The 21,752-nt window shown below is 37.4% G+C and carries 25 protein-coding genes and 2 pseudogenes; 7 read left to right on the top strand and 20 right to left on the bottom strand.

From position 1 onward, the window contains the following. Nucleotides 1–16: 16 nt before the first annotated feature. From FJR73_RS03850 to FJR73_RS03775, 12 genes and pseudogenes are all read right to left on the bottom strand, one after another. Nucleotides 17–706, bottom strand: coding sequence for a CPBP family intramembrane glutamic endopeptidase (locus FJR73_RS03850; protein WP_140833413.1), 690 nt, complete (start codon nt 704–706; stop codon nt 17–19). A 28-nt stretch (nt 707–734) separates the two neighbouring features. Beyond that, nucleotides 735–1,055, bottom strand: coding sequence for a role in replication (locus FJR73_RS03845; protein ID WP_120719178.1), 321 nt, complete (start codon nt 1,053–1,055; stop codon nt 735–737). 14 nt (nt 1,056–1,069) lie between these two features. Further along, nucleotides 1,070–1,177: pseudogene (locus FJR73_RS10345) on the bottom strand (ComC/BlpC family peptide pheromone/bacteriocin); the annotation flags it as partial. Nucleotides 1,178–1,348: 171 nt separating this feature from the next. After that, nucleotides 1,349–1,753 carry an immunity protein gene (locus FJR73_RS03830; protein ID WP_140833411.1) on the bottom strand — a complete coding sequence of 135 codons (405 nt, stop codon included), beginning with the start codon at nt 1,751–1,753 and terminating at the stop codon, nt 1,349–1,351. Between the two features lie 1,557 nt (nt 1,754–3,310). Next, entirely contained in the window at nt 3,311–3,589 is a 279-nt protein-coding gene (locus FJR73_RS03810) for a hypothetical protein (RefSeq protein WP_000042207.1), read from the bottom strand. Nucleotides 3,590–3,779: 190 nt separating this feature from the next. Further along, a complete protein-coding gene (locus FJR73_RS03805; protein WP_000795770.1) occupies nt 3,780–4,817 on the bottom strand; it encodes a thioredoxin domain-containing protein in 1,038 nt (345 codons plus the stop codon). A 160-nt stretch (nt 4,818–4,977) separates the two neighbouring features. Continuing rightward, nucleotides 4,978–5,382: an immunity protein gene (locus FJR73_RS03800; RefSeq protein ID WP_140833403.1), complete on the bottom strand. Its 405-nt coding sequence runs from the start codon at nt 5,380–5,382 to the stop codon at nt 4,978–4,980. A gap of 28 nt (nt 5,383–5,410) precedes the next feature. After that, nucleotides 5,411–5,725 (bottom strand): annotated as a pseudogene (locus tag FJR73_RS10335) (role in replication). Between the two features lie 96 nt (nt 5,726–5,821). Further along, nucleotides 5,822–6,424: a CPBP family intramembrane glutamic endopeptidase gene (locus tag FJR73_RS03790; protein ID WP_000151808.1), complete on the bottom strand. Its 603-nt coding sequence runs from the start codon at nt 6,422–6,424 to the stop codon at nt 5,822–5,824. A 381-nt stretch (nt 6,425–6,805) separates the two neighbouring features. Continuing rightward, a complete protein-coding gene (locus tag FJR73_RS03785) occupies nt 6,806–7,003 on the bottom strand; it encodes a hypothetical protein (protein WP_000521218.1) in 198 nt (65 codons plus the stop codon). A 9-nt stretch (nt 7,004–7,012) separates the two neighbouring features. Beyond that, nucleotides 7,013–7,207, bottom strand: coding sequence for a hypothetical protein (locus FJR73_RS03780; RefSeq protein ID WP_000874095.1), 195 nt, complete (start codon nt 7,205–7,207; stop codon nt 7,013–7,015). Between the two features lie 16 nt (nt 7,208–7,223). Beyond that, nucleotides 7,224–7,409: a hypothetical protein gene (locus FJR73_RS03775; protein ID WP_000603122.1), complete on the bottom strand. Its 186-nt coding sequence runs from the start codon at nt 7,407–7,409 to the stop codon at nt 7,224–7,226. Between the two features lie 292 nt (nt 7,410–7,701). Here FJR73_RS03775 and blpA point away from each other — a divergent pair, with 292 nt between their 5' ends. From blpA to blpC, 3 genes are read left to right on the top strand one after another with little or no spacing between them, the layout of a single operon-like run. Further along, nucleotides 7,702–9,855, top strand: a complete 2,154-nt coding sequence (blpA, locus tag FJR73_RS03765; RefSeq protein ID WP_000205163.1) for a peptide cleavage/export ABC transporter BlpA — start codon at nt 7,702–7,704, stop codon at nt 9,853–9,855. A 10-nt stretch (nt 9,856–9,865) separates the two neighbouring features. Next, the gene (locus FJR73_RS03760; protein ID WP_140833400.1) at nt 9,866–11,227 is read left to right on the top strand and encodes a bacteriocin secretion accessory protein; all 1,362 of its coding nucleotides are present in this window, start codon (nt 9,866–9,868) and stop codon (nt 11,225–11,227) included. Nucleotides 11,228–11,283: 56 nt separating this feature from the next. Next, nucleotides 11,284–11,439 carry a quorum-sensing system pheromone BlpC gene (gene blpC, locus FJR73_RS03755; RefSeq protein ID WP_138705438.1) on the top strand — a complete coding sequence of 52 codons (156 nt, stop codon included), beginning with the start codon at nt 11,284–11,286 and terminating at the stop codon, nt 11,437–11,439. A 42-nt stretch (nt 11,440–11,481) separates the two neighbouring features. Here blpC and FJR73_RS03750 read toward each other — a convergent pair whose 3' ends face one another. From FJR73_RS03750 to FJR73_RS03740, 3 genes are read right to left on the bottom strand one after another with little or no spacing between them, the layout of a single operon-like run. Beyond that, the gene (locus FJR73_RS03750; protein WP_140833398.1) at nt 11,482–12,822 is read right to left on the bottom strand and encodes a sensor histidine kinase; all 1,341 of its coding nucleotides are present in this window, start codon (nt 12,820–12,822) and stop codon (nt 11,482–11,484) included. A 13-nt stretch (nt 12,823–12,835) separates the two neighbouring features. Then, nucleotides 12,836–13,573, bottom strand: a complete 738-nt coding sequence (locus FJR73_RS03745; protein WP_140833396.1) for a LytTR family DNA-binding domain-containing protein — start codon at nt 13,571–13,573, stop codon at nt 12,836–12,838. A 4-nt stretch (nt 13,574–13,577) separates the two neighbouring features. After that, nucleotides 13,578–13,916: a LytTR family DNA-binding domain-containing protein gene (locus tag FJR73_RS03740; RefSeq protein WP_000682137.1), complete on the bottom strand. Its 339-nt coding sequence runs from the start codon at nt 13,914–13,916 to the stop codon at nt 13,578–13,580. A 361-nt stretch (nt 13,917–14,277) separates the two neighbouring features. On the opposite strand from FJR73_RS03740, the gene FJR73_RS03735 reads away from it, so the two are divergent. Beyond that, entirely contained in the window at nt 14,278–14,529 is a 252-nt protein-coding gene (locus tag FJR73_RS03735; RefSeq protein WP_001130044.1) for a hypothetical protein, read from the top strand. 28 nt (nt 14,530–14,557) lie between these two features. Further along, a complete protein-coding gene (locus tag FJR73_RS03730) occupies nt 14,558–14,881 on the top strand; it encodes a hypothetical protein (RefSeq protein WP_000131863.1) in 324 nt (107 codons plus the stop codon). Nucleotides 14,882–14,942: 61 nt separating this feature from the next. Here the strand turns inward: FJR73_RS03730 and FJR73_RS03725 are convergent, their stop codons facing one another. After that, a complete protein-coding gene (locus tag FJR73_RS03725) occupies nt 14,943–15,992 on the bottom strand; it encodes an ABC transporter permease (protein WP_140833395.1) in 1,050 nt (349 codons plus the stop codon). Next, nucleotides 15,989–16,720, bottom strand: a complete 732-nt coding sequence (locus FJR73_RS03720; protein WP_140833394.1) for an ABC transporter ATP-binding protein — start codon at nt 16,718–16,720, stop codon at nt 15,989–15,991. The genes FJR73_RS03725 and FJR73_RS03720 overlap by 4 nt, the downstream gene beginning before the upstream one ends. A gap of 67 nt (nt 16,721–16,787) precedes the next feature. Here FJR73_RS03720 and FJR73_RS03715 point away from each other — a divergent pair, with 67 nt between their 5' ends. Continuing rightward, nucleotides 16,788–17,198 (top strand): HIT family protein, encoded by a 411-nt coding sequence (locus tag FJR73_RS03715; protein ID WP_140833392.1) that lies wholly within the window; start codon nt 16,788–16,790, stop codon nt 17,196–17,198. Between the two features lie 9 nt (nt 17,199–17,207). Beyond that, entirely contained in the window at nt 17,208–17,495 is a 288-nt protein-coding gene (locus FJR73_RS03710) for a hypothetical protein (protein ID WP_000777754.1), read from the top strand. A gap of 25 nt (nt 17,496–17,520) precedes the next feature. Here FJR73_RS03710 and dnaJ read toward each other — a convergent pair whose 3' ends face one another. The 3 genes from dnaJ to dnaK all read right to left on the bottom strand — a co-directional run bounded on the left by dnaJ (nt 17,521) and on the right by dnaK (nt 21,601). Further along, a complete protein-coding gene (gene dnaJ, locus FJR73_RS03705) occupies nt 17,521–18,657 on the bottom strand; it encodes a molecular chaperone DnaJ (RefSeq protein ID WP_001066319.1) in 1,137 nt (378 codons plus the stop codon). Nucleotides 18,658–18,929: 272 nt separating this feature from the next. Then, a complete protein-coding gene (locus FJR73_RS03700) occupies nt 18,930–19,562 on the bottom strand; it encodes a DJ-1/PfpI family protein (RefSeq protein ID WP_061759563.1) in 633 nt (210 codons plus the stop codon). Nucleotides 19,563–19,777: 215 nt separating this feature from the next. Then, on the bottom strand, nt 19,778–21,601 hold the full coding sequence (dnaK, locus tag FJR73_RS03695) for a molecular chaperone DnaK (protein ID WP_000034661.1): 1,824 nt from the start codon (nt 21,599–21,601) through the stop codon (nt 19,778–19,780). Between the last annotated feature and the right edge of the window lie 151 nt (nt 21,602–21,752).

Genomic DNA, 21,752 nt, shown 5'->3' with positions numbered 1-21,752 from the left:
GCAAGCCTTGGTTTTTTTACCCCAAGACTCTGTGTAAAAAAGTCAGCAAAAATGGTAAGTTTGCAATGATATTATTAACAATATGAATCGAATAAGAAGGATAGATACTCTTCGTATAACGTGTTAGACAGGCAAATAGACAGCCCACTGCCGTATAGACAAAAATATCTGCGAGACTTGGCAAGCTAGAAAAGTGGGGCAAGGCAAATAAGAATGACGGAAAGAGAAGATCCAGCCCCCACCTCGAATTCTTAAAGAAGGCATGTTGAAGCAATCCCCTACATACCAATTCTTCCATCAGAGGTCCTAGTACGATTAAGGTTAGGTAAACACCAAACTCCGCAAAATTTGTCTCACTATAGGCAATAAACAAATTCCAACCTTCATTGGTCCCCTGAACGTGTTTAGCTGTCAGATAGTTAAAGCAGATAAGTACAACAGCGGCTAACACCGTCAGAACAGAATAGCTCAACCACTTTTTCCTAGGGATGCGAAAGAGATAAGCATGGCCCGACCTGACCAAAATCCAAATCATCAAGCATATAAAGAGAAGGCTGATGATGTTTCGAATCCAGATAAGATTTCCTACCCAAGACGAGAACTCCCAATAATTGCTCCAAAATTGGGTCGTCCAAGACAGTCCGAAAAACAGAAACAAATAAGAAAGAATGGCACTCGTTTTGAAAAGAATAGCGTGTTTTTTCATAGCTTTCTCCATTACAATTAAATGATATCTAATCATTTTCTAAAATTTGATAACTTTTGTGAAATGTTTTAGCAGAAATAACTCTATGATTGGTGATATCTATATAATCACCTGGATAACCAAGAACATACATCCCATAACCAGCGAATCCTCCTCCAGCTGTTCCAACTAGACCAAACTTGATATTCGTTGCGAGAGAAGTGTTAAGACCTGCCATTAGAATGCGCACATGATTATCCAACCAAACCATATAATTTTTTTGAAAAGCTTCCTCTACCCAACTTGGTTTAGGAGTTGCTTGACCAATTTCCCAAACATCAACAATTTGATTCCCATATTTTGCCTTCATAGCTTCAATCCTTTTTAAATACCATTACATGAGTTTGGAGTTCCCCCAATACCATAAGGACTACATGGTTTTGAAGGATGTATAATAGACCACTTACCATTTAATTGCTCCAAAATTGGGTTGTCCAAAACAATCCAAAAAACAAAAATAAATAAGAAAGAATTGCACTCGCTTTGAAAAGAATAGGATGTTTTTCATAGAAATCCTCCCTACTATCTACAAGACAGTAGCTAGCCTAATACCTCCTCTTGCCAGACCATAGACTAGTCACAGATTAAGAAGAAAGTTCTTCCCTACTTTTTATAATACTTCAAGCCCCAAATGAGTAAAAGCATGATAATCAAGCAGAGAATGGCACCAATATAGGATATTAATTGTTGATAGGATTCTCCTGCTGTGATACCTCTATACAAACAAATAATAGACATAAAACCTGCCAAGCCGATATACATGAGTTGATTGGTTCTAGGACTAACCAAATCATCATCTTCAAACTCTCTTATCCTCATCTCCCTAGTGAGGTAAACAGTGACCAAAATGGAAGCTAAGTTAATAACCACTAAAAGAAATTGGAAAATTAAAGAAAAATTTAAAAACTGACGAGATAGAAATAGATAAGTAGAGATAAGTAAGGGCAACTGCCCTAGGAACAATCTCGCAAGGAAGATGGTCTGTTTTTTAGCAAGAAAAGTTTTCATTTCTTTGCTCCTTTCTTTTTCATTAAAGCAAAATAAATCATAACTGCAATCACATAGGCTATGGTATAAAATAAATGATACCAAATACTCTCCCTAAGCGGATAAAGAAAGATGGACATGATTAGATACAAGATGAAAATGACAAGTATTTTTTTCTTCATAAAATTTCCTCCTAAATGTATTCTTTATCTGAGTTGAGCTAGAACCTTTACACTGCTAGTATAGCACTCATTTTGACCTTGGATCACTGAAATCATAAATGGTCATCAAAACATCTTGAATTGTTAAAAATTAAAAAAGCAAGCATGAAAAACATACTTGCCCTTTACACCATATTGATACCAACTTAATTTGTAGATTTTTTATCCTGCTATCACATATCATTTTAACAGGCGAAACAATATTAAAGAAACTCCACTGTAGATTAAACTAGCGATAAAAAATCTTTTTATCTAATTAGATCTATCTTTATTCTTATTTGGAGATTTTAAAAATTTTTCCCTAATTAAAGAAGTAATAAAAGAAACAAACATGCCAACAACAAAAACAATAAGAAAAGTTTTGAAATCCATAATTACCTCCAAGTACACAGGCTCAAGCCTTTAAGCAAGCATAATAGCCAATGGTAACATTGTTTTTGCATTCACGAGGAATACCTCTTTTTACTTTCGTCCTATTACAACTTTAATAAGGTTAGTATACTACTATTTTTTAAAATTTTCCATCCAAATCACAAATGGTCATCAAAACATCTTGAATTGTTAAAAAATTTAAAAAGCAAGCATGGAAAACATACTTGCCCTGGGGGAACTTGACAATGTGAAAATACAAAATAGAAAACTACTCACCCTCACTTCCGTATGTTCTCATATATTCTCATAATCGCAACAAGGATAGCAGCTGTCCCACTTGCCAAAGCGAGAAGGGTAATAATAATGTTGAAGATTTCAGGCGTCCTCTCTATTCTGTTGATAAGACGGAGTAGGGATATAACTGTCAACTGAATCAGAAGTATGGATTCTCCTCTTATTAATGAAGTCAGTTGGTTTTCAACTGCATATAAAAAGACTGGTAGCATAACACAGGCTATAGCAATCACAAACAGGTTGCTCCCCGTTTCTTCTCCCTTGTTCACCACGGAAATCATGAGAAGATTTGATGCTATGATCAACGTAGAACAGATGATAAAAAAGGATTTCTTATTCATATAGGATACCTCAAATAATATAACATCCAACTTATTAAAAGTCAGGCTGGATAAAGAGAAAATTTATCTGTTAGCTTCTGCAAATTGAAACATTGTTTTTGTATTCACGAGGAATACTTTTTTTATTTTCGTCCTGTTAGAATATCGTATGCTTGTACTCCATCAAGCAACCCCATTCCATTAGATAGTATGTTGTCTAACTCCTCCATCTTTTCATCTGAAAATGTTATTTTTCAGCGTTGATTACTTTTTCATAGGTTGCTATCGTCCTTGACAACACCATCTTCCCAAACTCTTCTCCAAGTAACTTCTTTTTACTCGCCATTTTTTACCCCTTTATTTTACATTTTTTAGTTCTGATTGTTGTTTTTTTCTTCCTCGTCGTCTTCTTTTCTTTTATTCTTTTTATAATCGTTCAGCATTTCAAAACCTTTATCAAAAGCAAAAAAACCTAAACCTAAAGAAAACGGCGCTCCGACTATTTCTATAACTTTTGCCCACCTTGGCCCAAAATCTTCTGAAAAATAAGCAAGCGCCCCGACGGCTACAACTGCTAAAATTAAAAAATATGCTCCAAAATCTGCACTTTCTGTTACTCTAGCTTTTTCTGTTCTACTATTCTTACTCATGATAATTTTCCTTTCATTTTCGATTTTCTACTTCAGCTAATACTAACTATTTACCATTCATTTCATATACAGTTATAATCTTTTATATATAAACTAAATACACCTATCTTCTCACTCTTGTCTATAGGCAAAGGTTAGCCATATGTTATTACAAACAAATAATATCATTGCACCTGTTTACCATCTATTTTTATTTATAAATTTTTTGTTTCACTTTAATCATTATAGAAGCCATAAAAAATGCGACAGCCAGCCAAATCAGTTGGTAACTTTCTTCCTCTCCTGTTTTCGGTAATAATTTTTCATTCGAAGTAATAGATTCGCTTACATAATCAGCATCCTTAACATCGGTTAAAGGAGTTTTATTTTCTTGAGCAACATCAAAAATAGGTTTGGGAGTTTCCAATTGATTCTTATTGTCTAACATTGCTAAATTGCCAGATTGAGTAGTTTTAGCTTTAGAAGTTGAGTTTGTACTCTCCACTTTCCCACTATTTTCACTATTAGAATTGGGATTATCATTGGATATTTTCATTTCGGTTCTTTTTTCATCACTCATACCTTTGCTGTCACTTACAACTTTATTACTAATACTCATGCTGTCATTTCTGGTTTTCTCATCACGGACACTTTCAGTTACTGTTTCCTCAGAAGGTTTCACTGTCTCTGTTTGCTTAGGTGAATTTCTCGAGTACATATAATCATACACCTGTTGTGCAGTTGCTCCGCCACCAACCCATCCAGATATCGGATGTCCATTTTTTAAATACAAAATTGTTGGTGTTCCTGGAATACCGACTTTTTTAAATAGAAACTCTCTCGCTTCCCCATCAAAATCCTTACCGTCCAAATCATAATACTCTAACTTCTTTTCAATCAAGTTATTAAATTCTTTCAATTCAGGAGAAAATTGACGACAATGAGAGCAAGTTTTTCTACCAAAATAAATAGTATGTTCCAATTGATCCTCTGTAAAAGATTGACGTACAGCTTCAATATCTATCTTTTTAAAGTCCGTAACATTCTTCTCATACTCTTCTGGGGTTACAACAGAAGGTTTGTGCTCCACCTTTTCCTTAGCCGATGGCAAATCTGGTGTCACAACAGAACTATCATTCGCCTGGATAGATGAAGTAGTAGGCTGTTCTTCTGCATATACAACACCCGTAGTAATAGATGCAAATACAAGTGGTACAAGTAATAGCGATTTTATCTTTTGATTCTTCATAAGAATACTCCTTTACATTTGTTATTTTTATCTTACCTTATTTAAGATTACAAATTCATATAAATCTTAAATGGTCATCAAAACATCTTGAATTGCAAAAACTTCATTATAAAAGGGTAAGTATTTCGAAAACACTTACCCCTTTATACTTTATTAAGCTCTACTTTTTATAATACTTCAAGCCCCACATAAGCAGAAGCATGATAATTAAGCAGAGAACAGCGCCAATATATGCGATTATTTGTTGGTAGGCTTCTGTTGCTATGATACCTCTATACAAACAAATAATAGACATAAAGCCTGTCAAGCCGATGAACATGAGTTGATTGGTTCTAGGACTAACAAAATCATCATCTTCAAATTCTCTTATCCTCATTTCCCTAGTGAGATAAACAGTAGCCAAAATAGAAGCCAAGTTAATAACTACTAAAAGAAATTGGAAAACTACGGAAAAATTTAAAAACTGACGAGATAGAAACAGATAAGTAGAGACAAGCACGGGAAACTGACCTAGGAACAATCTCGCAAGGAAGATGGTCCGTTTTTTAAAAAATATTTTTTTCATTGCTTTCTCCATTACAATTAAATGACATCTAATCATTTTCTAAAATTTGATAACTTTTGTGAAATGTTTTAGCAGAAACAACTCTATGATTTGTAAGGTCAAGATAATCTCCTAGATAGCCAAGAACATACATTCCATAACCAGCGAATCCTCCTACAACTGTTCCAATCAGACTAAACTTGATATTAGTTACGAAAAAAGTATTAAGAACCACCATTAGAATGCGCAGATGATTATCCAATCAAACCATATAATTTTTTTGAAAAGCTTCCTCTTCCCAACCTCCGAAACCTTCTTCAACTTTCGCAAAATTCTCAGTATCCACAATCTCAAATTGTGACATCATTTAATATTATTAATCTAAACAGTAATAGTATCCATTTCCCTATTTTTTAAGATTTTTTATCCAATATTATATCATATTGGTTACTTACATATACTACAAGAATGATAAACAATTGTAACAGATATGAACTAAAATAGGCACCGATAGATTTTGACTCTTTTTATAAGCAAAGCCCAGCATGAAACCTCCAAATAGATAATAGATAAACGAAGGAACATCATAAGGAGCATGCAGGAAAGAGAAGAGAGAGGCAGTCAGTATAAGCCCCAACCAAGAATTTTCAAAAACCGCACCTTGAAGGATACCTCTGAAAACAAATTCCTCCAGAATAGGCCCAAAAACTGTCACGCTTGCAATAAAGGATAAGGAAATTCCTGTACTAGTAGCCTCAAGGTGTTGATATCTAGCACCAGAAGAGACTGTAAAAAAACTATAATAACCTATATTTACCAGCACACAAATAAGAAAGCTTCCAATAAAAAGTAGAATTTCTTTCTTCGTTAACCTTCTTAGCGAAACCATATCAAACCATTTCGCATAGGCAACACTCAGTGAAATCCAGAAAGTCTTTGTGATAATAAATAGGTACTCGTTTTGAAAAAAATCTCCTTGATTGATGGTATAACCTACTGTAGTAACTGTTATAAAGGCTAAAAATCCAACAAACACAGCATGACATTTGTTAAAAATAGTCATAAATACAACCTCTCTTTAATTGAAGTAACTAAAAACTTAAACTTCAAAATTTTTTTCTCTATAAATACATTTTACTGATATTCCAAACATAGACAATCTAAATTTTTGTGAATTTCTACAAGAAAATTGGAATTTTTCAAATCATTACGAGCAAAGTTTGAAACTAACAAACTCCTCCACCTTACTATAAAGCACCAGAAAACGGCTAATTTCAATACTTAGGATATTTGAGACTATATAATCGAATCTAAGTTTAGAATTTCCTTTTTTTCTAGAGTAGTTCCTCAGATAACTTTACCTATCATTCGAATTTACCTAAACACAGTATAATAAAACTTTGTCTTTAACCTGAGGTGTTTTCAACTATAGTTTTATAAAAATTTAACATTGTGGTAAAATTTTTCCTGGATACGCAGGTGTATAGTTTTCACATAAAGGGAGATTCCCTCCTTTTCCCGGGTGAGTTAAAGCATATTCAAAATATCTCACCCAAGTGTCAGGATGAAATATTGAACCATGACTGTCACCACCATAAATCAATTCTAGTTCCGATAATTCTATAATAGTAACTTTTCCCATTCTATTTCCCTACTTTCTACATGGTAAAACAGGCGCCGGATAAGCTGGACCATATTCGTAACACATTGGAAGAGTAACCGAATTTGGATGAGGGTGTGCTAAATATCTTCCTATTTTTTCTCCCAATTCATAAAAATTTATCAAATCGTCTCCTCCTTGTATTCTTTCTAAATTTGAATCTGTTAATACCTTTATATATTTCATTGTTTTACTCCTTCTTCTATGGTAGCTTAACACAATACCAGTGATTTCCATTATCAATCATACATTTCTCATCAGTATAACCAGCTAATATCCCATAAGCAAAAAATCCTGCTGGACCAACCCACCAAGCAATTCCGCCTTCTATATCAGAAAGTGTATCCTCATCAAGAATTTTTAAGGATACAGAAGATTGTAAAATCATGATGAATACCTCCATTTTATTTTTATTTTTATTTTTTGTCTTGTTGCAACCTTGACAAGTTTAGTATATCACCGTTTATTAATTTTTTTCATCCAAATCTTGAATTGTCATCGAAACGTCTTAAATTAGCTTTTTTATTTAAAACCACCTCTAAATTTTTTTTAAAGATAATTTCTAATCACTTTTTTACCATTCAGGAAGTTTCAATGACTATTCAAGATTTCATAAAATATGAACTTATTTTTATGGCATAATATACCTATCTACTATATGAAAATGAAAGGAATTGCCAATGACTTCTTATAAACGTACATTTGTTCCTCAAATAGATGCTAGAGACTGCGGTGTTGCTGCCTTAGCCTCGATTGCTAAATTCTATGGTTCAGATTTTTCTCTAGCTCACTTAAGAGAACTTGCAAAGACCAATAAAGAAGGGACGACTGCTCTTGGCATTGTAAAAGCCGCTGATGAAATGGGCTTTGAAACAAGACCTGTTCAAGCAGATAAAACTCTCTTTGACATGAGTGATGTCCCCTATCCATTTATCGTTCACGTTAACAAAGAAGGAAAACTCCAACATTACTATGTTGTCTATCAAACAAAGAAAGACTATCTGATTATTGGTGATCCTGATCCTTCTGTAAAAATCACCAAAATGTCAAAAGAACGCTTTTTCTCTGAATGGACTGGAGTAACTATTTTTCTAGCTCCCAAACCTAGCTATCAACCCCATAAAGATAAAAAGAATGGTCTACTAAGCTTCCTTCCTCTGATTTTCAAACAAAAATCTCTTATTGCTTATATTGTTCTCTCAAGCTTATTGGTCACTATTATCAATATAGGTGGTTCTTATTATCTCCAAGGAATCTTGGATGAATACATCCCAAATCAGATGAGATCAACTTTAGGAATTATCTCAGTTGGTCTGGTTATCACCTATATCCTCCAGCAAGTCATGAGCTTCTCCCGTGATTATCTCCTAACTGTTCTGAGTCAGAGATTAAGCATTGATGTGATTTTATCCTATATTCGCCATATTTTTGAACTTCCTATGTCTTTCTTTGCGACACGTCGTACAGGGGAAATTATTTCACGGTTCACAGATGCCAACTCTATTATAGATGCCTTGGCTTCTACCATTCTTTCTCTTTTTCTGGATGTTTCCATTCTGATTCTTGTAGGGGGCGTCTTACTGGCACAAAACCCTAATCTCTTCCTTCTTTCTCTTATTTCCATTCCTATATACATGGTCATCATCTTTTCTTTTATGAAGCCTTTTGAAAAAATGAACCATGATGTCATGCAAAGTAATTCTATGGTTAGTTCTGCCATTATCGAAGATATCAACGGGATTGAAACTATAAAGTCGCTCACGAGTGAAGAAAATCGCTATCAAAATATAGACAGCGAATTTGTAGATTATTTGGAAAAATCCTTTAAGCTCAGTAAATATTCTATTTTACAAACGAGTTTAAAGCAGGGAACAAAATTAGTTCTGAATATCCTTATCCTATGGTTTGGCGCTCAATTAGTCATGTCGAGTAAAATTTCTATCGGTCAGCTGATTACCTTTAACACACTTCTTTCTTACTTTACAACTCCTATGGAAAATATTATCAATCTCCAAACCAAACTCCAATCTGCGAAAGTCGCTAATAACCGTTTGAACGAAGTCTATCTAGTCGAATCTGAATTTCAAGTTCAAGAAAACCCTGTTCATTCACATTTTTTGATGGGCGATATTGAATTTGATGACCTTTCTTATAAGTATGGTTTTGGACGAGATACCTTAACAGATATTAATCTCACGATTAAACAAGGAGATAAGGTTAGCCTAGTTGGAGTCAGTGGTTCTGGTAAAACAACTTTAGCCAAAATGATTGTCAATTTCTTTGAACCCTACAAAGGACATATTTCCATCAATCATCAGGATATTAAAAACATTGATAAGAAAGTCTTGCGCCGTCATATTAATTACCTACCCCAACAAGCCTATATCTTTAATGGCTCTATCTTGGAAAATTTAACCTTGGGCGGTAATCATATGATTAGCCAAGAAGATATTCTAAGAGCTTGTGAATTAGCTGAAATCCGTCAAGACATTGAAAGAATGCCTATGGGCTATCAAACTCAGCTCTCTGATGGAGCTGGTCTATCAGGAGGACAAAAGCAACGAATCGCTCTCGCTCGTGCTCTTTTAACTAAAGCTCCTGTTCTAATACTAGATGAAGCTACTAGCGGTCTTGATGTCTTGACTGAGAAAAAAGTTATAGATAATCTTATGTCCCTCACTGATAAAACCATTCTCTTTGTAGCCCATCGTCTCAGTATAGCCGAACGAACCAACCGTGTCATTGTTCTTGACCAGGGGAAAATCATTGAAGTTGGTAGCCACCAAGAGTTAATGCAGGCGCAAGGTTTCTACCATCATCTGTTCAATAAATAAGGAGAATGTCATGAATCCTAATCTTTTTAGAAGCGTCGAGTTTTATCAGAGACGTTACCATAACTATGCGACAGTGTTAATTATACCTCTTTCATTACTACTTACTTTCATCTTGATTTTCTCCCTTGTTGCCACAAAAGAAATTACTGTCACTTCCCAAGGAGAAATCGCCCCTACAAGTGTCATTGCATCTATTCAGTCAACAAGTGATAATCCTATCCTTGCTAATCATTTAGTGGCAAATCAAGTAGTTGAAAAAGGGGACTTACTCATCAAATACTCTGAAACAATGGAAGAAAGTCAGAAAACTGCCTTAGAAACTCAACTACACAGACTTGAGAAGCAAAAAGAAGGACTTGGAATTTTGAAACAAAGCTTAGAAAAAGCGACTGATCTTTTTTCTGGCGAGGATGAGTTTGGCTACCATAATACCTTTAGGAATTTTACTAAACAATCCCATGATATTGAACTGGGTATCACAAAGACTAACACTGAGGTTTCAAATCAAGCCAATCTTGCCAATAGCAGTTCATCAGCCATCGAACAAGAAATTACAAAAGTTCAACAACAAATTGGAGAATATCAAGAGCTGAGAGATGCTATCATAAATAACAGAGCTCGCTTACCAACTGGCAATCCGCACCAGTCAATTTTGAATCGTTATCTTGTAGCCTCACAAGGACAAACACAGGGAACTGCAGATGAGCCATTTTTATCTCAAATTAATCAAAGTATTGCAGGTCTTGAAACATCTATCGCAAGCCTCAAAATTCAGCAAGCTGGTATCGGAAGTGTAGCAACTTATGATAATAGTTTAGTAACCAAAATTGAAGTACTCCGCACTCAGTTTTTACAGACAGCCTCACAGCAACAACTAACCGTGGAGAATCAATTAACAGAATTAAAAGTACAACTAGATCAAGCGACACAGCGTTTGGAAAACAATACTTTAACCGCTCCAAGTAAAGGTATCATTCACTTAAACAGTGAATTTGAAGGTAAAAATAGAATTCCAACTGGTACAGAAATTGCTCAAATATTTCCTGTCATCACAGATACAAGAGAAGTACTAATCACTTACTACGTATCTTCTGACTATCTACCTCTACTAGATAAAGGACAAACTGTAAGATTAAAACTGGAGAAGATTGGAAATCACGGCATTACCATCATCGGCCAACTTCAGACAATTGATCAAACTCCTACCAGAACAGAGCAAGGAAATCTCTTTAAATTAACCGCTCTTGCAAAACTATCTAACGAGGATAGTAAACTCATCCAATATGGCTTACAAGGTCGCGTCACTAGTGTAACTGCAAAGAAAACATATTTTGATTATTTCAAAGATAAAATGTTAACCCATTCTGATTAATTTTCAGATAACACTCTATAACTATTTATTATCTTATAAAACAGGAGAATCATAACATGGATAAGAAACAAAACCTAACTTCATTTCAAGAACTAACAACTACCGAACTCAACCAGATTACAGGTGGAGGATGGTGGGAAGATTTATTATATAGATTTAATCTAATTGAACAAAACAATACAAAAGGATTTAATCAACCAATACAACTATAAAAAATAAGACCGAGAAACAAAAACTCTCGGTCTTATTTTTCATCATTCTATAGGTATCACAGTAAGCACCTGACGAAAGACTTGATTTTGACAGGTGGTATTTAGACTGGTATTAGGATGACTTTCAACAATCTTAATGACAGTATAAAGACCAACTCCTCTCTCCTCCCCTTTAGAACTTGCTCCAAAGGAGAAGATTTCAGAAAGATCGATGACCTCCTCTTTGATGGAGTTTTCAATGATAAAGGTCTCCTGTGCTCCATTTTTTAAAAAGGCAATTGAAACATGAGGTTGAGTAGCCTCTGCACTAGCTTCAATGGCATTATCACAAAGGATAGACACAATGGTTAGAAAATCAAGCAGGCTCATCCCCTCGACCTGAATCTCCTCAGGAACTTCGACATTAAAGACAATCTTCTTATCTCTGGCTTTTATAAATTTCCCTGCTAGGAGACTTTTGAGGGCACGGTCACGAACATTTACCAATCTGCCAAGATCATATTTATTGTCCTGCAATTTCTGACTGGAATCCTTTAAGACGGAATCGTAGACCTCTTTTATCTGCTCCATATCCTCCTCTTCAATACCCAGACGTAAACTAGTCAAGAGGTTGGTGTAGTCATGGCGAAAACCCCGTACTTCCTTGTAAAGTTCCTCTATATGCCGACTATAGCGTTCCATATCTCTATAGCGCAAGGCCTGCTCTTGGTTCAGTCTCTCACGGAGTTTGTCCTTCAAATAGGTATCTAACTTCTTGATAATTCCCATAAAAAAGAGTAGGTAAAAGACTAGGATGAAATGGCGAACAGTCCTTAATTGAATACCTTGTTCATATTCAAGGTAAGATAGACTTTGCATCACTAGATAATAAGCCCCCATTGCCCAGTTAATCTTAGTAAGAGACTTTTGAAAATCTTTATCTAGAATCTCCCTTCTCAATCTAGTGAAATCATAGTCCAACCATTTCAAAAAGACTAAAACTATGAAGCAAACGAATATCATAATCAATAAAAAGATAGGATTGCTATCTTTATCTACAATTTCTTGTCCCAAAAATGGAAGTACAAAATAGGAGACTCCTCTATAAAAGAGATTCACCAATATCATTGGAAAGAGACCATAAAAGAAAAGGAGTTTTTTAGGAAGCCCTCTTAACAATAAGAAAGACAAACCTATGCCGAACAAAGGTTCTATTAAGTATGAGAGATAGTCAGTCAGGACTAAAAATTTAAAAGTTGTAAAAATTGCTGCCAGAAGAAATTTTAAAAGAAAGGCCTTAAAAATTCTATCGAAAGTGAGACTAATTCCATCTACCTTAAAGAATATGACAATTTTTAGTCCATTAATAATAAGTGAATACAACAATATCCAAGCAATGTTCATAAACTCTCCTAGCTCAGTGTAAGTTATTGATGGCCTCAGACACTTCCCTGACCTTATAACGCGCTATCATACAGCTTCCACCATTGGGAAAGAAAAGGAGTTTTTCTTTCTTATCCAAATGCACCACATTTGCAGGATTGATGAGAAAAGAGCGGTGGCACTGCAAGAGACGGGGCTCCTGCTTGAAAACCTCCTCTAAACTCGCTGTAAATTCCAGCCTGTCCGTCTTGGTATAGAGAATAACACGATGGGCTCTGGGCGACGTTTCAAGATAGTAAACCTCTTTAAAAGGATACTGGAATTGGGCAAATTTTGATTTAAAGTAAAAGCAATCTTCCGCCAGACTTTTACTGTCTTGACTATTGGCATAGAGAAGGGCTGTTTCGATACGAGATTCAAACTCCTCTGCCGAAAGAGCCTTATCAATGTAGTCCAAAGCAGACACTTGGTAGCGAAAGGACAGGGGCATAAACTCCGAGTGAGTCGTCACAAAGACGATGAGAGCATAAGGATCTCGATCCCGAATTTTTCTAGCCACTTCCAGCCCCTTCATCTCCTCATTTCGAATCTCAATATCCAAAAAGAATAGCTGATGGGCTCCCTTCTCATGCACCTCTGACAGCAGCTGGTCTGGTTTGCCAAAAACTTCAAAAGAACTGGGAGTGATATGATGTTCCTTCAAGAGTTTCTCAATCGTTGTTTCAATTCTATCTTGTTGGGAAAAATCATCTTCTAAAACAAATATTCTCATCTTCTTACTCTCCTTCTTTCAACCATTTTTGACGAATTTCTCTATAGCGACGTCTGGCATACTTGACAGCGTATTGACCTTCTTCTCCAAGAAAAAGGATTCTTTCTTGAAAATCAATCGATTTTACTTTATCAAGATTAACCAAACAATTTCGATGACATCTCATCAAGGTTTCCCCATATTGGTTCTCAAGATTACTTAAATTTTGAACCATATTAAAACTAGCTTCTTCTGTAACAATCTGTACAGTATGGGCTTTAGTTGGATGTGTTTGGATATAGTAGACATCGTCGACGTTTACTTTATAGACTGTTTTCTGTGTCTGAATAATCATATGTTTCATTGGATTCTCCTCCTAAGAAAAGAATAACAGAAAAAATCTAACACAAGCACACCCAATCCTAAACAGGCCTTCAACGCTCCTGAAAGGTAGCTTGTTCCTCAAATAAGCATGATAATCTTACCACTATTTTATCATAAAATTCACTCAGCGCAATTCAAGACATTTCAATGACAATTAAAGATTTGAATAAAAAAAAAAGAGTTAAAAGTGATAAACTATGATTATAGAAAGATTATGTTTGCAATAACTTTAAAAATCATCAAAAAAGGAGGGCTGCATATGATTTATTCACATCCACCATGATTAACACCCTATAAATATACTCTATTGCAATTGACGTAAATATAACAAGGAGAAAATTATGGCCAAGTCAAATAAAACAAAACAATTAACATCAATCGAACTTTCTCATATAAATGGCGGTAGTATTCCATATGGATGGTATTCTCCGTTTCATATAATTAGCGATAATGTACTATGTAGAAATGGATATTCATATAATAAAGCTAATCTTGATAATGGTAAATGTATCATTGATTGGGGCAACATAGTTGGCAATGTTGCTAATAATATAGGTGCCTCACTAGGAGATTTACACAATCCCTTACCTTAAAATATAAATTATATAGGAGGTCACGTAAATGACAGACCCAATCAAAACAGCTCAGACTTTGATTACGGACTTAAACAAAGCCTACCAAGCATGCAAACAGGCAACAGCTGACGACGTCCGCTTTCAGGAGCAATTAAACTCTATTCTTGGTTTTCTAGCCAAGGCTGAGACTGTGGATAATCGCGTCTTGATTGAACTGGAAAAATTCTACCAGACTTCCAGTCTTCTCATGGGACTCAGCGCCCTCAATCCAGATGCTCCTACACGCGCCGCTTGGCGGGCCTATGACCGCTTCCACTTTGACCAAGTCAAGACCAAGTTGAGTCTCTACGGACCAACCATTATCTTGTAGAAAATAAAAGAAGTTGAGACAAACTGAATTCAACTTCTTTTTTAATATCATATAAGCAATATTAGTCCTGCATCTGACGTTTGACCTGATAAGGTAAGTACAAGACTAGTAAAACCAAACCAGCACCCAGCAAGGCTAGAAGGGCAAGTTTTTCTTGGAAGGTCACAAGGCCTACAACTAATTCCACCACTAAGACAAAACTGGTTAATCCTCGAACTACCGCCTGCAAGCCTTTTTCCTTTTGCCCCTTGTCCAGTGGAAAGAGTTGGGTCAAATACTGGTAGTCAAAGGCATGATAGAGGGCCAGTAACTGGAAGAGCAAGAGGTAGTTAAACAGCACTACCACTGCTGTCGCAATCCAAGCTTGCTCAATAAAGACCTGCGCCAGCAAGGAAAGCAAGAGCAGACGGAGACTGAGAGCAAAGAGGTCTCCATTTCGCAAATAAGAACGCAGATAGAGATTTTGCCAAATCTTTCCAGGCACCTTCTGAACAGCCTTTAGGATAAAGTCCAGATAGGCACGACGCTTGACGCTGTTTGAAATTCCCTTTACCTGCGTAAAGAGGGCAAAGAAACGAAGCAAGACTTGCTTGCGCTTGCTTTCTTGAGAAATAACATAGTCCCAGTTGAGACCAGTTTCAGTAAAAAATTTGCTGGCCTTTTGACGAAAGAGGAAATATTTTCCTACCCCCAATAAAAGCACATAGACCAGAAAAACTGGTAAGCCATAACCCATTGCTAAAAATAAAGGCGCAAATAACAGCAAGAAAAGGGTCTGTACAAAGAGCCAAAAGACTAGGGAAATGCCAGTTTGACGCTTAAGATGGAGTTTGATTTCCTCTTCTCCAACTAAGAGAAAGAGCTTGTCTGGAGCCTCCATATAGGTGGCAATTCCTCCCCAAAGCAAAAGTAAAACAGACGTAATTCCTACAAACAAAAGGATAGGCCAATGATTTTCAGGAAAATGTTGTAAGAGTTGACTGTACTGGTAGGCTAGAAAGCCCAACAGGACAAGCAGGAATAAGACAAAGTGGTCATTGAGAACATAGCGCAGATAACCAAGACACTCCTTACGAAAAGCCTGCTTTCTCTTTAAAAACAAGTCTTTCATAGGTCCTCCTCTTTGGTCAGAGCCAAGTAAATATCATTCAAACTAGCCTCAGGCATATCAAAGGCTTCGCGCAGTTGCAGGAGATTCCCCTTGGCACGCACCTCTCCCTTATGGAGAATGACAAAGGCATCACACATCTTCTCCGCCGAATCCAGCACGTGAGTACTCATGAGAATAGACTTACCCTTTTGCTTTTCCACTTCCAAAAGCTGAATCAAGTCTGCAATAGCCAACGGATCAAGACCAAGGAAAGGCTCATCCACGATAAAGAGACTCGGATCCACCACAAAAGCACAGATAATCATGACTTTCTGCTTCATCCCTTTTGAAAAATGAACTGGAAACCAGTCTAATTTCTGGTCCAGACGGAACATTTTTAACAAAGCTTCTACTCGATCAAAAGCCACTTTTTGCTCAATACCATAAGCCATGGCAACTGTTTCGATATGCTCTCTGAGGGTCAATTCCTCATACAGGCTAGGTGTCTCGGGAATGTAACCAATCTGCTTGCGGTAGCTAGTCGCATCTTCTTGCAGGGTCAAGCCATTGATATTGATGGAACCACTATAAGGTGTCAACAGACCGATAATCTCATTGATTGTCGTTGATTTCCCAGCACCATTGAGACCAATCAAACCAACCAACTGTCCACTTTCAACAGTAAAAGACACATCTTTCAAGACAGGGACATGGACATAGCCACCTGTCAGATTTTTAATTTCTAACATATTTTCTCCAAATCTGGTATAATGTAGCTATATTATATCAAAATTCAATACAGTAGAGGTAGATTTTATGTCAGATTGCATTTTTTGTAAAATCATCGCAGGGGAAATCCCTGCTTCAAAAGTATATGAAGATGAGCAGGTTCTTGCCTTTCTTGATATCTCTCAAGTGACACCAGGACATACCTTGGTCGTGCCAAAAGAACACTATCGTAATCTTTTGGAAATGGACGCTACTAGCGCCAGCCAACTCTTTGCCCAAGTGCCAAAAGTGGCTCAAAAAGTCATGAAAGCTACCAAGGCTGCTGGCATGAATATCATTGCCAACTGCGAAGAAATCGCTGGTCAAACCGTCTTTCATACCCACGTTCACCTTGTACCTCGTTACGGTGCGGACGATGACCTCAAGATTGATTTTATCGCCCACGAACCAGACTTTGACAAACTTGCTCAAGTCGCTGAAACCATCAAAAACGCCTAAGGAGTTGCCATGAAATTATCCAACCTACTGCTATTTGCAGGAGCTGCAGCCGGAAGTTATCTGGTCACAAAAAATCGTCAAACCATCACAGATGAAGTCTTGAATACAACTGACCGCGTTCAAGCTATCAAGGACGATGTGGATATTATCCAAAATAGCCTGCAAATCATCGACCAGCAAAAAGAACTCATCAAGGAATACCAAGAAGACCTGACTTACAAGTTTAAGGTCTTGGAAAAGGATATCCAGACTAGACTAGCTGTGATCAAAGAAACACAGGAAATTGAAGATAAGTAAAAAGAGCCCGACGGCTCTTTTTGCTTTATTCTCCTTCAAATGCATCTTTAATATGGTCAAAGAAGCCCTTTTTCTTTGGATTGACTTTTAAATCACCAGCAGCTGCGAATTCTTTCAAAGCTGCTTTTTGGCGGTCGTTCAAGCCTGTCGGTGTTACGACATTAACAGTAACGTATTGGTCACCAACTGCACCACCACGAAGGCTAGGAGCTCCCTTGCCACGTAGGCGGAATTTCTTTCCAGTCTGAGTTCCCTCTGGGATAACCAATTCAACATCACCATGAACAGTTGGGATATCAACTGTGTCACCAAGAGCTGCTTGAACAAAATTGAGGTTGAGATTGTAGAAGATAGTCGTTCCTTCACGTTCAAACTTGTCGCTGGCTTCCACAGAAACCACCACGTACAAGTCACCGTATGGTCCACCGTTAAATCCTGCTTCACCCTGACCAGCTAAGCGAATTTGTTGACCAGTTTCCACACCAGCAGGGATTTTTACATGTACACTATGGGCTTGTTTTTCATGACCTGTTCCGTGACATGTTGTACATGGATCTTTAATTTCTTTTCCACGACCATGACAGACATCACAGGTTACTTGACGACGCATCATACCAAGAGGAGTTTGTGTATCAACGTTAATGACACCAGCACCATGACAGCGTCCACAAGTGACTGGACTTGTTCCTGGCTTAGCACCAGAGCCATTACATGTACGACAGCTTGCTTCACGGTTGTATTTAACTTCTTTTTCAGCTCCAAAAATAGCTTCTTCAAAAGTCAAATTCACACGGTATTGGAGGTCATCCCCCTGACGAGGAGCGTTTGGATTACGCGAAGCACCTCCTCCGCCGAAGAAACTTGAGAAGATGTCCTCAAAACCACCGAAGCCACCTGCTCCGTTGAAACCGCCGAAACCACCAGCACCACCAAAGCCACCGTTAGCTCCTGCAGCACCATATTGATCATAGGCAGCACGTTTTTGGTCGTCACTCAAAGTCTCATAGGCTTCTTGAACTTCCTTGTACTTTTCCTCAGCACCAGGCTCCTTATTGATATCTGGGTGATATTTTTTGGAAAGCTTACGATAAGCCTTTTTGATCTCGTCTGCCGAAGCGTTTTTTGACACCCCCAGACGATCATAAAATTCAGTATTGTTCATAATTCAAGATACAAAGGGCGTCAGCCGGACACAGCCAAAAAAGGAGTTTTGACGACGGACGCTTGCGTCCTAGAAAAACTATCTTTTTGGCACAGTCCGTAGCCCGTGTTCAGTTACTCGAACACCCTTATTCCTTTCTGTTAATATTGCGGAATAAAACCTCAATCTAGGTCGGGTTCAATTCCTTTCTTTTATATTGAGTAAGAAAGCTCAGAGTGTGAGTTCAATTCCCTGAACACCCTTATTCCTTTCTATAATTTTCATGTAAATCTTTAGAGGCTGTTTTCTATACTCTGCTTTACTTGATTAAACTCTTCATCTGATAGAGTAAATATCAAATCCTCTTCAGCATACTCGTTCTGTTCTTTAAAATAGTTGTCCGTATTCTCTGCCAACCCTAAACCGAAAATCACTTTTCTTGCAAACTCTTGATGTGCAAAACCAATAGCCGTAATGATTTGTTTATCTTGGACAAGAACTTTCGGTTGGAAATTCTCACGTGGAAGAAATTCAAAATAATCAAAGAAGTTTTGCCAAATTCCACCTGTAAATTTCGTGTCGTTCAACAAGCCTGCTTTCGCCAATAAAAGAGGCGCTGAAGAAATGGCTGCAATTAGGATATCCTGCTCATTAAGACTTCTCAAAAACGAGATCAATTTCTCATCTTGTAGAGTAGAACCTATATTTACCATTCCTGGCAAAATCACACAAGAATAATCTTCTATGCGGATCTGATCCAATGTTTTCGTCGGTTGACAGGGCAAACCATCCTCAGAGACCACCATCGAATTCTCAGAAGCTACATAATCAATCGTGATATCAAAAGACAGAGCTAAAGTACTCGTTAAAGTGGTTATCTCATAAAGAGAAAAATTAGGATAAATGATACAAAGTACTTTTTTCATACGCAACATCCTCTATTTTATCGAAAAACAGAGGCTGGGTTGCAACCTCTGGATTTCTTCCTATCATTACGACGTTCGAGTTTTAAAAATCAAACTAGTAATGCTAAATCGAGCACTCCCTAACCTCTTGGTGAAAAAGACAAATCTTCCTAGAAACTAAAGTTTCTGCGTCAGATTTCCTATTTTCACTGTGAGGTTTTAACGGGCTTTGCATCTTATTTCTCAGTAAACTCTCCGTCTACGACGTCATCGCCTGCGTTTCCTGTGGCTTGTGCGCCTTCTGCTCCTGCTTGAGCTTGTTGCGCTGCTGCGGCTTGTTCGTAGAGTTTAACAGCAAGTCCTTGAGCTTTTTCGTTCAATGCTTCAAGTTTTGCTTTCATATCGTCCAAGTTGTTATCTTCTTGAGCTTTCTTAAGGTCATCAAGGGCAGCTTGGGCAGCGTCACGTTCTGCATCGAAGCCTTTGCCTTCAGTTTCTTTAATTGTCTTTTCAGTCGCAAAGATTGCTTGGTCTACTTCGTTACGAAGGTCTACTTCTTCTTTACGTTTTTTATCTGCTTCAGCGTTTGCTTCTGCATCTTTCATCATGCGGTCGATTTCTTCGTCTGTCAAACCTGAGTTAGATTGGATGACAATAGTTTGTTCTTTTTGAGTTCCAAGGTCTTTGGCCTTAACAGACACGATACCGTTCTTGTCGATATCAAATGTTACTTCGATTTGAGGAATTCCACGAGGTGCAGCTGGGATATCTGTCAATTGGAAGCGTCCAAGAGTCTTGTTATCTGCTGCCATTGGACGTTCACCTTGAAGAACATGGATATCAACGGCTGGTTGGTTGTCTGCTGCTGTTGAGAAGACTTGTGATTTAGATGTTGGAATTGTTGTGTTACGGTCAATGAGTTTTGTAAATACTCCACCCATTGTTTCGATACCAAGTGACAATGGTGTTACGTCAAGAAGAACAACGTCTTTAACATCACCAGTAATCACACCACCTTGAATCGCAGCACCCATAGCAACAACTTCGTCAGGGTTTACTGATTTGTTTGGTTCTTTACCAGTTTCAGCCTTAACAGCTTCTACAACAGCTGGGATACGAGTTGAACCACCAACAAGGATAACTTCGTCGATTTCTGACAAGCTCAAACCTGCATCAGAAAGGGCTTGACGAACTGGAACTTTTGTACGTTCTACAAGGTCACGAGTCAAATCGTCAAATTTCGCACGAGTCAAGGTCATTTCCAAGTGAAGAGGTCCAGCCTCACCAGCAGTGATAAATGGCAAGCTGATTTGTGTTGAAGTTACACCAGAAAGGTCTTTCTTCGCTTTTTCAGCTGCATCTTTCAAACGTTGCATTGCCATCTTGTCAGTAGACAAGTCAATACCGTTTTCTTTCTTGAATTCTGCTACCAAGTGGTCAATGATTTTTTGGTCAAAGTCATCACCACCAAGTTTGTTGTCCCCTGCAGTTGACAATACATCGAAGACACCGTCACCCAATTCAAGGATAGAGACGTCGAATGTACCACCACCAAGGTCAAATACCAAGATTTTTTCTTCTTTGTCAGTCTTGTCCAAACCGTAAGCAAGAGCGGCTGCAGTTGGTTCGTTGACAATACGTTCTACTTCAAGACCAGCAATTTTACCAGCGTCTTTTGTTGCTTGACGTTGAGCGTCGTTGAAGTAAGCTGGAACTGTGATAACTGCTTTCGTTACTTTTTCGCCAAGGTAGTCCTCAGCATAACCTTTCAAGTATTGAAGAATCATAGCTGAAATTTCTTGTGGAGTGTATTCTTTTCCGTTAGCAGAAACTTTTTCAGAAGTTCCCATCTTAGATTTGATAGAGATTACTGTATCTGGGTTTGTAACTGCTTGACGTTTTGCAGCATCACCAACGATGATTTCTCCGTTTTTGAATGAGACTACAGATGGAGTTGTGCGGTTTCCTTCTGGGTTTGCGATGATTTTACTTTCAGTTCCTTCAAGAACTGCTACTGCTGAGTTTGTTGTACCTAAGTCAATACCGATAATTTTAGACATGTGTTTTCTCCTTAAATTTTAATTCGAATTTTGATTTTTTTGATATTTCCCTTAAGTGGTGGGGACGTGAGCAACTCCCTACGGGATTTCATCACTTATTTTTGAGCCTATTGTCTCAAAAATCCCCTGTTTCAGTAGCCAAAGCTACTGA

Source organism: Streptococcus sp. D2 (assembly GCF_006385825.1).
Lineage (GTDB): Bacteria > Bacillota > Bacilli > Lactobacillales > Streptococcaceae > Streptococcus > Streptococcus shenyangsis.
This window is presented reverse-complemented; position numbering and strand designations above follow the sequence as displayed.

What these genes read in the sequence shown, in the direction of transcription:
- FJR73_RS03730 (WP_000131863.1), top strand. Translation starts at nt 14,558, where the DNA reads ATGACAGACCCAATCAAAACAGCTCAGACTTTGATTACGGACTTAAAC.
- blpC (WP_138705438.1), top strand. Translation starts at nt 11,284, where the DNA reads ATGGATAAGAAACAAAACCTAACTTCATTTCAAGAACTAACAACTACC.
- FJR73_RS03805 (WP_000795770.1), bottom strand. Translation starts at nt 4,817, where the DNA reads ATGAAGAATCAAAAGATAAAATCGCTATTACTTGTACCACTTGTATTT.
- FJR73_RS03700 (WP_061759563.1), bottom strand. Translation starts at nt 19,562, where the DNA reads ATGAAAAAAGTACTTTGTATCATTTATCCTAATTTTTCTCTTTATGAG.
- FJR73_RS03780 (WP_000874095.1), bottom strand. Translation starts at nt 7,207, where the DNA reads ATGAAATATATAAAGGTATTAACAGATTCAAATTTAGAAAGAATACAA.
- FJR73_RS03800 (WP_140833403.1), bottom strand. Translation starts at nt 5,382, where the DNA reads ATGAAAAAAATATTTTTTAAAAAACGGACCATCTTCCTTGCGAGATTG.
- FJR73_RS03715 (WP_140833392.1), top strand. Translation starts at nt 16,788, where the DNA reads ATGTCAGATTGCATTTTTTGTAAAATCATCGCAGGGGAAATCCCTGCT.
- FJR73_RS03725 (WP_140833395.1), bottom strand. Translation starts at nt 15,992, where the DNA reads ATGAAAGACTTGTTTTTAAAGAGAAAGCAGGCTTTTCGTAAGGAGTGT.
- FJR73_RS03830 (WP_140833411.1), bottom strand. Translation starts at nt 1,753, where the DNA reads ATGAAAACTTTTCTTGCTAAAAAACAGACCATCTTCCTTGCGAGATTG.
- FJR73_RS03850 (WP_140833413.1), bottom strand. Translation starts at nt 706, where the DNA reads ATGAAAAAACACGCTATTCTTTTCAAAACGAGTGCCATTCTTTCTTAT.
- dnaJ (WP_001066319.1), bottom strand. Translation starts at nt 18,657, where the DNA reads ATGAACAATACTGAATTTTATGATCGTCTGGGGGTGTCAAAAAACGCT.
- FJR73_RS03760 (WP_140833400.1), top strand. Translation starts at nt 9,866, where the DNA reads ATGAATCCTAATCTTTTTAGAAGCGTCGAGTTTTATCAGAGACGTTAC.
- FJR73_RS03790 (WP_000151808.1), bottom strand. Translation starts at nt 6,424, where the DNA reads ATGACTATTTTTAACAAATGTCATGCTGTGTTTGTTGGATTTTTAGCC.
- FJR73_RS03750 (WP_140833398.1), bottom strand. Translation starts at nt 12,822, where the DNA reads ATGAACATTGCTTGGATATTGTTGTATTCACTTATTATTAATGGACTA.
- FJR73_RS03745 (WP_140833396.1), bottom strand. Translation starts at nt 13,573, where the DNA reads ATGAGAATATTTGTTTTAGAAGATGATTTTTCCCAACAAGATAGAATT.
- FJR73_RS03845 (WP_120719178.1), bottom strand. Translation starts at nt 1,055, where the DNA reads ATGAAGGCAAAATATGGGAATCAAATTGTTGATGTTTGGGAAATTGGT.
- FJR73_RS03785 (WP_000521218.1), bottom strand. Translation starts at nt 7,003, where the DNA reads ATGGGAAAAGTTACTATTATAGAATTATCGGAACTAGAATTGATTTAT.
- FJR73_RS03720 (WP_140833394.1), bottom strand. Translation starts at nt 16,720, where the DNA reads ATGTTAGAAATTAAAAATCTGACAGGTGGCTATGTCCATGTCCCTGTC.
- dnaK (WP_000034661.1), bottom strand. Translation starts at nt 21,601, where the DNA reads ATGTCTAAAATTATCGGTATTGACTTAGGTACAACAAACTCAGCAGTA.
- FJR73_RS03735 (WP_001130044.1), top strand. Translation starts at nt 14,278, where the DNA reads ATGGCCAAGTCAAATAAAACAAAACAATTAACATCAATCGAACTTTCT.
- blpA (WP_000205163.1), top strand. Translation starts at nt 7,702, where the DNA reads ATGACTTCTTATAAACGTACATTTGTTCCTCAAATAGATGCTAGAGAC.
- FJR73_RS03710 (WP_000777754.1), top strand. Translation starts at nt 17,208, where the DNA reads ATGAAATTATCCAACCTACTGCTATTTGCAGGAGCTGCAGCCGGAAGT.
- FJR73_RS03810 (WP_000042207.1), bottom strand. Translation starts at nt 3,589, where the DNA reads ATGAGTAAGAATAGTAGAACAGAAAAAGCTAGAGTAACAGAAAGTGCA.
- FJR73_RS03775 (WP_000603122.1), bottom strand. Translation starts at nt 7,409, where the DNA reads ATGATTTTACAATCTTCTGTATCCTTAAAAATTCTTGATGAGGATACA.
- FJR73_RS03740 (WP_000682137.1), bottom strand. Translation starts at nt 13,916, where the DNA reads ATGAAACATATGATTATTCAGACACAGAAAACAGTCTATAAAGTAAAC.